We start from the raw sequence: 13,383 nt of genomic DNA on the forward strand, positions 1-13,383 counted from the left end.
TCGTCTAATTGGACAAACTATTATTGCCTCGCCCCTTACGCCATATTTTGGCCTCGCCAGGCAAGCGCCCACAAACCCAAATTCCAGCAACTTATTCCGTGCACGTCCCTTATTGGCAAATGTTATAGTCCAAAATTTGGATTATTCAATGACAATTTCTAGGCAGCCATCGAAGCTGAGTTTACCGCAGGTTAACCCCGGCGTTGCAACGGTGCTGGAATATTTGATTATTAAATTTCCCTACATTGATGCCCATGTTTGGCGACAGCGCATGGTAGATGGCAAGGTGCATTACTACGATGGCACACTGATTAATGCGCAATCTCCTTTTCAGCCACAGCAACGCATTTACTATTATCGCGAGGTTGAACGCGAGCCGATCATTCCGTTTGATGAGACTGTCATTTTTCAAGATAGCCATATTTTAGTGGCCTATAAGCCGCATTTTCTTCCGGTAACCCCTGGCGGTATCTATGTGAATGAATGTTTACAGAATCGCTTGCGGCGCAGCATGGGTATCGATGCCTTACAAGCATTGCACCGCTTGGATAGAGTGACTGCCGGTTTGGTCATGTTTTCTGTAAATCCTGATTCGCGCCATCTTTACCATGCTTTATTTGAGGCGCGACAAATACACAAAACCTACCAGGCTATTTCTAATATTAAGGCTGATGAAAATCTTGTTGGCCAAGAGTGGGAAGTAAAAAATCGACTGGTTAAGTCTGAGCCACGTTTTTGCATGCAGGTGGTGAAAGGCGAGGCTAATAGCCATTCGGTGATTCGATGTTTAAAACAATCCAACCACAAAGCCTTGTTTGAGTTAAACCCTGTTACGGGTAAAACCCATCAATTACGGCTGCATATGCAGGCATTGGGTTGGCCTATATTGAATGATAAATATTATCCAGAATTACAGCCAGAGTCGGCGGATAATTATTCTGCACCTTTGCAGTTACTGGCCAAAACCCTTCAGTTTGTTGATCCCGTGACTCAGGCATTAAGGTGTTTTAGTGCCGGTAACGAATTAACGCTGATGTAAACCATTAGAAAAATATTATTTTTGGTGGGCTCTTTTTTGTAGGGTGAAAAAAGTGGGTTTAGGCGTGGTGTAGGGTGGTGACATTAGAGTCTAATAGCGCGTAACTTATATGGTTCGCCTCTCATTGCAAGAAAAAAACATGTACTCATGAAGGAAAAGTTGCAGTCTTATATCCGGCCTGTTTATGAAGGCATTTATTGCCTTCTGGCCCTAATGGAAATACGCACGACTCGGCCCTTATCTATTCAGCGGTCTACCCGTAGGGTGCCTTAGTTACAAACAGGGTGTTCGAGCGCAGGACTTACCTTTCATGCCATTACAGTGATTTTCTCATCGCAACAGGGCTGGCCGTTTCCGGCTACATTTTCTAACGTTAACGCTTGTCACTTAAATCGTTCAAGTCTTTATGCTGGCGCATGATAATTTTCCTCCTTGCTTAATAGCGCATAAACAACACGTGCCATTTTGTTGGCCAAGGCAACCGCCGCAACATTTTTGCCGCGTCGCTGCACCAAGCTCTTGGCCCACTGGCTCACCGCATCGTCTTTTTTCTCTACGCGCTGCAATACCGATCTGGCGCCATGAATGAGTAGCGTTCGAAGGTAAACATCTCCGCGCTTGCTGATCCCCAATAGTGTGGGGCGCCCTCCCGTTGAGTACTGCCTTGGGACCAGTCCTAAAAAAGCGGCCAACTCGCGGGCATTTTTAAATAACGTGATATCGCCAATTGACGCCACTATGGCGCTCGCCGTCTGCGGGCCAATTCCTGGAATACTCATTAACCTTTGGATTAATTTGCATTCTTGGGCGCTGATGGCAAAGTCTTTATTGTAGCGCTCTATGCGAGCATCCAATGCCACTAAGTCATCATATAAATCCTGCAATAAGTGGCGAAAACGAATACCGATATCATTGTCCTGACCACTAATAATTTCAGCAAGGTGCTTGCGAACGTGCTCACGTCCGCGCGGTATTTCAATACCGCGCTCAAGTAAAAAGCCTCTCACCTGATTAACCAATGCTGTTCGATTCTTTACCGCTTGGCTACGCACTCGATGGAGGGCGAGTACTTCCTGCTGATCAACGCTTTTAATACTGACAAAACGCATATTGGGACGTTGACCTGCTTCGGCAATCGCCTCGGCATCGGCGGCATCGTTCTTGTTTGACTTCACGAAAGGCTTAACAAATTGCGGCGCAATAAGTTTGACCTGATGGCCATAAGATTGAAATAACCGCCCCCAATAATGCGCACTACCGCAAGCCTCCATAATGACTAGGCATGAAGACAGCTTGACCATGAAGACTTTTAACCGCTTGCGGGTCAACTTCTTGGTAACAACTTTATGCCCCGAGTGATTAACACCATGCAACTGAAAGCTCGATTTAGCCAAATCAATCGCTATTATCTCAACATCTTTACTTTGCGTATAATCGTTCATGTGGTTCGCCTCTTTCTCTCGAATTGTTTTTGTTCAACTCAATTTTGGCGCAATTGACGCCGTTAGGGGAGAGGCGAACCATTCCATTTATTCAGGTGGACTCGAAATAACGACTACCCAAAAGGCGAATTGATTATTTTCTGGGCATTCAAGCGTCTGGAACGCTTGCATAGCGACCAGGGATGGCTTGAGCGGCCCGGAAAATGATCAGTTTGCCGGCCTATTTCCGCATGGCTGAATAGTTACAATGGCGCTATTGCGTCGCCATTGGCCATGCGGTTCGTTTGATATTAACGCGGTGTAATGCGGACTAAGCTGTACTGGCTATTATCCGAGGTGGCATAAATGGCGCCGTCTGGGCCTTGCGCTACATCGCGCACGCGGCCAAGGTAGGTAAGAAGCCGTTCTTCGCCAATCACGGTAGAGCCATCTAGCATTAGGCGAACGAGGCCACCAGGGTTTAGCGACGCGATAAGGATATTGCCTTTCCATTGTTCAAATAAGTCTCCTGTGTAGAAGGTCATATCTGAAGGGGCGATTACGGGGTCCCAGTAGTATGTGGGTTGCTCCATGCCTGCCATCGCGGTAATGCCCGCGCCAATGGGCGTACTGTTGTAATCTTCGCCGTAGGTAATTATAGGCCAGCCATAATTTAATCCAGCTTGTGGAATGTTTATTTCGTCTCCGCCTTTGGGGCCGTGCTCTATGGTCCAAAGCTTACCCGTTTGTGGGTGCAGTGCAGCACCTTGTACGTTGCGGTGGCCGTACGACCATATTTCGCCATTGGCACCGTTGGTGTTAACAAAGGGGTTGTCTGCTGGGGTTGAGCCGTCGGCATTAATACGCACAACTTTACCCAAGGTGTTGTCCAGTGTTTGGGCAAGCTTCCGTGGTTCGGCAAGCGATCGTTCACCGAGGGTAACAAACAAAGTGCCGTCTTGTGCCCAGACTAAGCGCGAACCAAAGTGCAATTGTGAATCCCAGGCGGGTTGCTGGCGAAAAATAACCTCAAGGTTCTCAAAGCGTGATTCGTCATCAGAGAGGCGCGCTCGCGCGACCGTGGTGCCATTTTTGCCGGCTTCACGGTTTTCGGCATAGCTGAAGTACACCATTCTAGAATTCGCAAAATCGGGGTCGATTTTTACGTCCAGCAAGCCACCCTGGAAACTGGTGTACAAGTCTGGTGTTCCAGTGACTCGAATAACGTTACCGTCCGTAGATACAATTCGCATCCCACCATTGCGTAACGTCATAAGAATGCGACCATCAGGCAAGAAATCTATGCCCCAGGGCACAGCTTCGTTGGTCGCCAGAACTTGCACGTTGTATTCAATATCAGAGTTAACTTCTGGCGCACGCGTCTGCTCGGCAAAGGCGGGTGATTGTTCGGGCGCATTAGCAGCGCCCGCATTAACCGGTGGCCCACTTGGGCGCATTATCGGCGCGCTACTTGCGGCACTACTTATGCTGCTGGATGCCACAGCAGGCAAGCTTGATGAGGCGGCACTACTTTGTGTAATGGCACTGCTCACCATAGTTTCAGTGCTACTTGATGGCGTACTATTGCCGCCATTACAGGCCGTAAGAGCTGTAAGGCTTGCCAGTAATGATACCTTTGCTGCGATACCGAGTTTCTCACCCACTTTAGTCATCACGCTGTTCTCCTGTAACTACTTAAATAATAAGATGCACCGTACCAAGGATTACCGGGTTTTAACTACAGGTATGCGAAGTAAATTGGGCAGTTACTCACAGTTTTGGTGTATTTCTTCTTGTGCTGCACTCATTACGGTATTCAAGTGGCATTTCTCGTGTGATGTCTATTCGTTGTGGTGATCCAATAGGCTGTTAACTTTAGTGTTCTTAACCTCGCTTTTGAGGGTTCTTTGTGTTTCTTGCAATAATCGGTTGATTTCAAGCTTCATTGCGTCGGTTAAAAAATTAATATCGTCTGCGGGTCTAGCGGCTATCCGGAAGTACTGCTTGCTGGAGCCTAATTTATTGCCGCAATTCCGAATTAAGCATGCATGGTTTTGTAGCATGTTGTTGCGTAATTTTTCACCATCAATGCTGGGGCATAGCTTTACAAAGATAAAATTGGCGTGCGTGGGGTAGACGGTAAACTCTGGGATTTCCTCGATACGCTGAGCCAAATAAATAGCATCTTCGATAGTCTTTAGCCTACTGGCGTGATACGCCTGCTGGTGATTTTTTATAAGAGATAGCAGCATCTCGGTAATGCCATTAACATTCCAGTACGGTAGGTGGTTCTTCATTCTTTGAATATTTTTTTGGCAGCTAATGGCGTAACCCATACGTAAGCCGTGAAGCCCTAAATTCTTGCCTAGGCTTTTTAGAACCCAGGCGTTATGAAAGCGATGCACATCATTTTTTATCGAAGGCGGGGTATCGCCAGAAAAATCGATAAAAGATTCATCAATAATAATATTGTCCAAGTCTTTAAGTTGGCCCAGTATCCAAAGAATATCCTCCCTTGAGAAGAGTGTGCCTGTTGGATTATTAGGGTTGCAAATAACGGCATTGCGGGCCTTGCTCGCGATAACCCGGTTTACATAGTCCTCAGCTGCTATTTCTTGATGTTTTTCGTCAAGGTGGTTCATTGTTTTAACGTCAACGCCCAGCCCCTGAGGCTCTTCTATCCATCGGCCAAAAGATGGCACCGGCACAAAAAGACTGTCTTTGATAAACAAGGAGTTTAACCACGATATGATTTCTGTAGAGCCATTGCCGGCAATAATCCAATCGGGGTTATCCACCCCAGAAAACTGTGCAATATTCGCAGCAATCGATTCGTTCGCGCTAGGGTAGTATTTTAGCGCCGATGGTATTTTTGCCATCAGTTGATCCATGACGCCTTGAGGTGGAAAATAAGTATTAACAGGGATGCAGTAATCTTTTAGGTTGTGAGTTTGCTCGAAGTTATTAGTCAAGCTTGCGAATGAAGGGTTGTGAGTTGTTTTTTCAAATAGAGATACGTCAAAATTATTGTTGTCTTTAATGCTTGGCAAAATATATTATCCTGTGTGGCCTCTCATAATTAAAAGTTTAATCGAAAAGATTAAGTCTTTAATAGTGGGCGATATTGGGAATGGAATACTATCGTTTTCAGCTCAGAAGCCTGCGGCAATACGCTACGGATAAGACCCTGCTGTAAGGCTGTAAGGCTGAAAGGGTAAGCCGGGGCGAGGGCGGATGAGTTAGTATGGCCAACGAAATGTAATCAATACATGGGCGAGTCGTGCAGCAGACTGTGCTTCAATGTTATTCATCGCACAAGTTATGTGTGTGGCAGGTTTGATACTCAGTTCAAGTTTTTTATTAAAATCGCTATAGGCTAACTTTCAAAAGAATAAAATTTTTTGTGAGAGTGAGGCGCTCCAACCGGTCTACTGATTGAGTTTTGGCGCTAGCGCGACGCGTGAGGCGCTTATTGAATTTTACACAGCGCTAGCCAGAGAGCCGTTATCAAGAAGCAAAAAATGGCGACGTAGCTAATGGTTGCCGTCCCCTCAATAAATATCCGGATGCTTTAGGTCGATGTGAGACGCAGGAAATATTCCCCGAATCACAAGTTATTTGTCGATTTATAAGAAGCCGGCTTAACCGCTACCCATGCATGTATGTGATTGCTTTTTGGCGATTGACCAAAAAATATTTGAGGTTGGGGCTGAATACAGGCCCAGGCATGCGCCTTATCGAACGCCTTGCTGAGAAAGCAGGACCCTGTGTCTAATTTGGACAAACTATTATTGCCTCGCCCCTTATGCTCCCCGATAACGACTTCCTGCCTTACCGCTAATTCGAAATGGGCTTCCATTTTTATCTTCGCGAATAATTTCTTCGTTAATTGATTTCAATATCAAAGCGAATTTGGTCATTCTCTAAGTATTGAATATTGTGAATATTTAAACCTGAATGGCTTCCATTCCACCATTTTGCGCTAGGGTTGGAGTTGTCGTTAAATGAATGTTCTGGGCCAAATACATCACCCATATCTGCACCATTAACGTTATTTTCTAAATCCATGCGGCCATCAGCCTGCTCAAGACTAATTTGATAGTGAGCGCCTGTACTTCTATTAACACCTCGATTACCGCTCACGCGTTTATCAACATGCCAAATAAATAAACCTCGATTGGCACCGGGAATACGTTGAGCGCTTAAAGGTTTATTGTTGCGAGCTTCGATAATAAAATATTCTTCTGGCACATTGGGGTTTTGAATGCGCACTACTGTAGTACCGTTTTCGTCGAGCGTGATGGTTTGGTTTTCAGTTGGCCTGAGCGTATCTACCCAGCCTACATCGGCAAGTAATGATCCATTCGGAACCCCTAGCATGGGGCTGTTGCTGGACATAAGCTCATAATTGCCGGTGCCCCTGCCCCCATGTACATTGTAAAGATCCGGCCAACTAAAAAGCATGTGGCCTTGTTCGTGTAAAAGGGTGAAAAAATCGTGATATTTATGAAAATAATCCCACAACGTTTGCCCTGTGAGCTGCCCGGATGGGTAGCCATTCGGCGCTTCAAATTTCCCCTTAAAGTAGTGCGTAGCCCCTGAAGCCGGAATGCGCTTAGATAGAATAGCTTGCATGCCTAGAATCGTACCGTCGGTTTCTAGGCTTAGCTGGTCCCAATTAAAATGAGGATTGTTGGCTTTTACCCAATTAAATGCCTCAGCTGCTAGGTCAATTCCTGCTCGATAGGTGAGCCCTTCATAATAGCTGGCGGGATGTGGCGCACGATAATAACCAAATGTATGACTAACAACATCTACCTTGTGGCGGCTCACTTCAAACCAGTAATCACGAGCGTTTATAAGATAGTCGTCGCTGGTGTGGCCCGGTTTATTTAGCATGCGCTCGACTTCTTCAAAGGGAATATCAGCTGGCGCGTCTTCAAAGTCGATAAGAACGGTAATGGTATGGATTATTTTCGTGTCTTCGTTTATGAGGGGGCAGCCTGCGTTATTCACGCGCGACATACTTGGCGAGTCATCACATTCATCCACATTGTTGGGAATGCCATCGCCGTCATTGTCATTTGCACAACCGTGTACATCGACGGTTTTATTTGCTGCTGTGCCGGGGCAGTCGTCGTTTATGTCGGCAACGCCATCTTTATCTTCGTCAGGAATTAGCTCTTCAAATTCAACCCAGTTCAGGTTGAATCCACTCCCTTTAATAAGTATACGAAGGGTGTGCTCCCCACTCATTATATTAAATGTACCAACAGTATTTGTACGCCAATTTTGCCAACCACCGGTGTTTATTATATTGTGATTTGCGACGGACTTTCCGTCGATAAATACTTCAAAAGAGCCTGTATTTCCAGTGCTGGCCTCACGGGAGTGAAGAGTATATTCGCCACCTGCAACGTTAATCGCGTAATCAATCCACTCCCCCGTTGTTGCCCATCCTAGGTTACAGGTACCGTCGATATCTTCTGAATCTTGAATGTCGACATCCAAGCCTTTGTAGTTGCATAGGCTTGCCGTACCTTCATTACCGGGGGTGGTGTCGTTGGCTAGAACATAGCTTTCAGCTTCTACCCGATGCACCTCGACAATCCATAGGCACCCAGTTTCATCCACAAGGGTGCCGGGTGGCGTTGCCTCACATTGATCGAGAGTATCGACTACACCATCGTTATCAGTATCGAGAATAATTGTGACTGATGAGCTGGTGATGCTGGAGGTGTTCGAGGCACTCGAGATGCTAGAGGTACTAGAGATACTAGAGATACTAGAGGTACTAGAGGTACTAGAGGTACTAGAGGTACTAGAGGTACTAGAGGTAGAATTTTTATTTTCTAAAAATTTATCTATCTTTTCATTAAAAGATTTACATTTAGCCCAATTCTTATCCCTATTTTCATTATAAGTATTCATTAACAAATCTAAAGCCGAAGAATAGCGATCTCTATAGAAGACATCCTCCTCACTTTTATGGAAAGTAGCATTAGTCTTTGGTTTTTCCGATAGCTCAGCAAGAGAGGACAGTAATTGCGGGCGTAAAAAGTTATATTTTTCAGAGAGACTTGAGGAATCCAAAACCACCAAAAAATCACTCAATACAGATGCCGCTGCACGTACGCGATACTTCCATTCATACTTTTCTGGGGTTGGATTCTGTGTGACTTTTTGGCTTTCGCGATAATTTTTATTACGGTATGGCCGGCCCGGCTCTACGCCCACCTTTTCATTCTCTGCATCTGTTTTAATCACCCCCATTTGATCGTGAAACCAACGTTCATACTGTTCCTTAGGGGTTATGCTTGTCGGGAAGCTCACTTCAATAACGCTTGTTCCCTCGAGTGAATTATTACCCAAGGGAATCGCCTTGGGGTAAAGTGTAAGCCACCAATAGTCATAATCAGCTGTACGCTCCTTTTCAAGCGCTAAAGCTAAGTCAGATAGGTTGCTAAATTTTTGATACAGCTCTGTTTTAAAGGTATCCACGCGCGTCTTATTTACAACACCAAAACCAAATAAAAAACTATGCTTAGGTTGATAAAGCACTCGTTTTAATATTTCTTTATTTCTCCCGAGGGTAAGCTCCCCTTGCTCCAACTTGACCGCACTAGAGAAAGCACTAGAGAAAGCACTAGGGATAGTGACAATGCCCTCACGGCGTAAAGCACTCGAGCCAAACTTAATATAATCACTTTCTAAAAGCGCAGCTAAAGCAGGCTTATCACTACCTAACAAATTTATATGCTTATTAAATAGCGCAGAAAAACGTTGCACTGCCGCCATTTTAGACTTTTCAGTGCTTCCCCACCAATCAGTAATACTTCCGTATGCCAGTAAGCCGTCAAGATCAGTCAAAACTTGGCTGCCATCTTTCGGTGTGGCGCCTACGAGTATATTGTCGAGTTCAATCTTTACATTATGTATTATCGATTTAAAACCATTTTGTAAATCGGTTTTTCCTGCGGCTGGCTCGGTCGCAGCAACAACCTTGCCGGCCTCAACGTTATACTTATTAAAAAAAGTTCCCCAATTCTCATTATATTTTTTATTGAGACCTTCCAAGGCTTGCTTTTTTTGATCATACTGCCCCACAGACTTAAGCCAATCCGCCTGTGTAATTGCTACGTCCCTTATTAATTCTTTATTAGTTTTTTCTGCATTTAACGCGCTAGCGCTCCAAATCCGATAGATTTCTTCACGGGATTTTTTAAGCTTTTCAATTCTTTTTAATTCATTATCACCGGAACCCATTAAATCATCTAGTTTTTGATAGTGATTGACGATTCTAGAGGGGGAAGGAGTATCTTTTACATAGCCTTTTAATTCCTCATTTTCGAAAATTTCACGAACTGCAGAATAAATTTCTTCCTGAGCGCCATTTAACTTTTGATAAAAATCATCATTAATTCTTTTATCATTATCAAGCTTTCCAATATGTAACGCTGCTGCATTAGCTTTAGCATCCTCATTAACATTATATTGGCTTAATAATTCTTTATACTTTGCCCAATATTCTTTTTGTTGTTTCGAAACTTTTTTTACATCCTGTTCCTTAAATTTTTTCACCTGCTCAAGGATTTTTTCGCGCGCGCTAGAAATAACCTTTTTTGCATCGCCCGATAATAATGGTGTATTGCTATCGCTAGCTGAATCAGCAACTAATAAGGCGTATTCAACGAGGGAGCTCGGCGATGAAGAATCGCCTCCAAGTATATTCGTCGAGCTTAATTTAGTAATATCATCGAGTCCAATCACTATATTATCTGGATGGTTGCCTTGCATAGCACTAATGCTTCCTAGAGCATCGGTTATCGCTGCATCCCTTTTGTTTTTATTCGTACTTACAGTGTTCTGCTGTGATTCAACTTCAGTACGTTTTGCAATGTAGCTATTGGCTGATCCCTGCAGATTCTTATAAGACTGCTGCAGGTCTTTTCTACTAATTTTTTGTGTTATTTTTTTCAGCGTTGATTCGCTATTTTCGTTGGCATTAGGTTTAAGCTTCTGTAGGTAGCCATCTAACGCACTGCTCATTGCTTTGGCGGGGGCGTTACTCTCTAATAATTTTTTTCTCAGTGATTTCCTTAATTCATTTGAAAATGCTTTAAGTTCGTCTGAATTAAACTGGGTTACTAGTAATGATGGGAGTTCATTAGGAGAGTTAGCAGTTACGCCATTCCCTTCATTTAGAGTTTTAATATATAAATCCCAAAGTGAATATCTATTCTCGGAAAACATCGTAGCGTATTGCTCACCGATATTGCTATCTAGAAACGTATTCAACTTGGTCGCCGCTTCATCGAGCAACTGAGTCCTGCTTCCCTGCGATAAAAATAGGTCTTGACGATGATCGATTGCATTATCGATGACATATTTAAGAAAATCTTTTTCTACAAGATTTATTTTTAAATCGTTGATAAAAATATTGTAGTGTTGAGAAGATACATCGACAGTTTCCTTCCATACTTTTTGTGCTATTTCGTAGGAATATACATCCCTACAATAGCCTTTCTCTTCTATTACGTCTGCTTCTTTTTTCTTCCCGCTGATGCAATCAAGTATATTGTATATATCTTGACTTTGCGCGTTACTATAATTCAGGAAGCCAAGATTATACGTTAATACACGAACCAACAAATCAACATTTCTTTCCTTTTCTTCTTCTTTATTAGTATCGTCAGGTTTAATGACGTCCCCTTTATACTTTTCGACTACCTGCCTTACAATATCAGCAATGTAACGTTCTCCGCTAAGTTGATTTGTGATATTGGTGATTATTATATTCTTTGCGTATTCGAAGTTTTCTGGATCAAAATCAGGACGGTGATTGTCAAAAAATAGCGATAGCGGGGTATCTGGCCGATTAATTAAGCTGTCTTTAGCAGAAAAAGTTACTTTCTCGGCATATGCTGATCTCGGCGCATACACTAAGACACCCGAATTCTGAACATGCGTTGTTGTGGTTCCCTCGGGTGAGCTTAAAACATGATTTTGTGTGCAGGAAACTAATGCCGCCGATATAAGCGATAAAGTAAATAATCGCATATATCTAGTATTAAATAAGGATTTCATCGTTACTCCTTTTTACTTGATAGTTGTCTGGTAAAAAATAGGCTCTTTTATTGGGTTAACCTATTTGGAATGCAGGTCCACCTAGTAGACAAAGAGCCTAGAGATACATAACCTGAATTTATTTCACATAGTGTTTTACGGGAATTTAGAGCAATTGATGGAGAGCAACGTGGTAACTCTCCAAGCCTAACGGCATGCCAACAAGCAGCACAGCCCTCCTGAATTGTATCATTATTCACGATATAAAATATGTTACTTAAATGCCAACGCCCGCGAATACAAGTAATAACTAGTATTTATTGAGCTTAAGGGGACACACACTCTAAATTTTTAGAGTGTGTGTCCCGCTAAACTTCGTATTTCCTAGATTTTCCCCCAAAGGCAGCTAAAGCTTCACGGCGTTAGCTGCCTTTTTTATGGCCTGTAATTAGGTGAATTGCTGTGTTTGATCAGCCAGCAGCGACTTAGGGACGCGCACGCTAAAGCCTACTACCCGCTTAACTTCGAGCGCCTTGCTGAGAAAACAGGCTCCCTCGTCTAATCGGGCAAACTACTATTGCCTCGTCCCTTACCTGAACAGCGCTATCGTTGGCCTAATAACGGCAGCAAAACGAGTGCCTGCCCAACGGTTTGAGCAGGCCTGGCCTATACCTTTATAGCCTGCGCCACTAAATACTTTATTCATTGAATAAAGTATTTTTTCCTCGCCCCTTATCTACACTGTAAGTGTCAGCTTTCTATATGTTAGATGAGGTGTGAAGTTTTGGAGGTTTACTACAGGCCGCGTTGGTTTGGAGGAACACGTAGAATCGGTCTTTTACTGAGGCTATCGCTTGTGCGAGCGCTTTTTGTATTAATGGCAGCTGCTCAAGGTGCCGCCGCATATGGCGAGCCTATAGAGACTCAAGTCGATATCAGCAACCTGAAATTCAAGCATGTTAGTGACCCTGAACTAGAACTTATCGGTGAAATCCGCGCTATCGTGCAAGATGCGTTTGGCTTTATGTGGTTTGGCGGAGTACACGGCCTTGCCCGCTGGGATGGTTACAGCGCGAAAATTTTTACCCATAGCGAACCCGATCTCTATTCCATATCGACCAATAATGTGAATGCGATGATCGCCGAGCCCAATGGCGATATATGGGTGGCAACCTACTGGGGGTTAAATCGCTATCAAGCCGCTACAGGGCGCTTTATTCGCTATAACGTTGAACCCGATAACCCCCGCAGCATTAGCAGCACCAATGTTTTAGCGCTACATAAAACCCATGACGGCACATTGTGGATCGGCACCGGGGGTGGTGGACTCCTGCGCTACGTGCCCCAGAGCGATGATTTTGAGCGCATTGGGGCTATTGCCGAGGATGCCGAGTCCCTTGCCAGCAATCACATAGTGGCATTAGCTGAGGATAGCAAAGGTGACATATGGGTCGGTTTGAAAAATATCGGCGTCGATGTCTTCGACCCCGAAAACCAAAAGGTGATTCAGCGCTATCGCTCAGTAAAAAGTGGCGACCAAGGTTTGAGTCAAGCCCATGCAAGTGAAATTTGCCAAGATCCGCAAGGCGCTATGTGGGTGGGAACTTACGATGGTTTGAATCGCCACCTAGGGCATGGGCGCTTTAAACATTACCGTTTTGACCCCGCGAAGCCTAAAGGTATAGGGGCCTCGAACGTGTATTCATTGCGCTGTGGTGAGCGCTATGTGTGGGCTGGCGTGGGTGACAGAGGCATATCTGTTTACAACCCAACGAGTGGTGACTTTTCTCATGCCCTCGAGCAGGACAATTTTATCCGTTCTATTTATGCCGATAGCAGCGGTACTCAATGGCTAGG

At 44.4% G+C, this 13,383-nt stretch carries 6 protein-coding genes; 2 read left to right on the forward strand and 4 right to left on the reverse strand.

Annotation, left to right across the window (positions count from 1 at the left end; genetic code table 11):
* Nucleotides 1–148: 148 nt before the first annotated feature.
* On the forward strand, nt 149–1,039 hold the full coding sequence (locus AC3A8L_RS13750; protein ID WP_487962839.1) for a pseudouridine synthase: 891 nt from the start codon (nt 149–151) through the stop codon (nt 1,037–1,039).
* A gap of 404 nt (nt 1,040–1,443) precedes the next feature.
* On the opposite strand, the gene AC3A8L_RS13755 is transcribed toward AC3A8L_RS13750, so the two are convergent.
* The 4 genes from AC3A8L_RS13755 to AC3A8L_RS13770 all read right to left on the reverse strand — a co-directional run bounded on the left by AC3A8L_RS13755 (nt 1,444) and on the right by AC3A8L_RS13770 (nt 11,547).
* Entirely contained in the window at nt 1,444–2,481 is a 1,038-nt protein-coding gene (locus tag AC3A8L_RS13755) for an IS110 family RNA-guided transposase (RefSeq protein WP_487962840.1), read from the reverse strand.
* 290 nt (nt 2,482–2,771) lie between these two features.
* Nucleotides 2,772–4,133, reverse strand: coding sequence for a PQQ-dependent sugar dehydrogenase (locus tag AC3A8L_RS13760; protein ID WP_487962844.1), 1,362 nt, complete (start codon nt 4,131–4,133; stop codon nt 2,772–2,774).
* Between the two features lie 168 nt (nt 4,134–4,301).
* A complete protein-coding gene (locus AC3A8L_RS13765; RefSeq protein ID WP_487962841.1) occupies nt 4,302–5,510 on the reverse strand; it encodes a pyridoxal phosphate-dependent aminotransferase in 1,209 nt (402 codons plus the stop codon).
* 835 nt (nt 5,511–6,345) lie between these two features.
* The gene (locus tag AC3A8L_RS13770; protein ID WP_487962842.1) at nt 6,346–11,547 is read right to left on the reverse strand and encodes a carbohydrate-binding protein; all 5,202 of its coding nucleotides are present in this window, start codon (nt 11,545–11,547) and stop codon (nt 6,346–6,348) included.
* Between the two features lie 835 nt (nt 11,548–12,382).
* Here AC3A8L_RS13770 and AC3A8L_RS13775 point away from each other — a divergent pair.
* Nucleotides 12,383–13,383: ligand-binding sensor domain-containing protein (locus AC3A8L_RS13775; RefSeq protein WP_487962843.1), on the forward strand; the 1,001-nt coding region annotated here is incomplete at its 3' end.

The sequence above is a fragment of the Marinagarivorans sp. genome (assembly GCF_982758155.1).

What these genes read in the sequence shown, in the direction of transcription:
- AC3A8L_RS13770 (WP_487962842.1), bottom strand. Translation starts at nt 11,547, where the DNA reads ATGAAATCCTTATTTAATACTAGATATATGCGATTATTTACTTTATCG.
- AC3A8L_RS13760 (WP_487962844.1), bottom strand. Translation starts at nt 4,133, where the DNA reads ATGACTAAAGTGGGTGAGAAACTCGGTATCGCAGCAAAGGTATCATTA.
- AC3A8L_RS13755 (WP_487962840.1), bottom strand. Translation starts at nt 2,481, where the DNA reads ATGAACGATTATACGCAAAGTAAAGATGTTGAGATAATAGCGATTGAT.
- AC3A8L_RS13750 (WP_487962839.1), top strand. Translation starts at nt 149, where the DNA reads ATGACAATTTCTAGGCAGCCATCGAAGCTGAGTTTACCGCAGGTTAAC.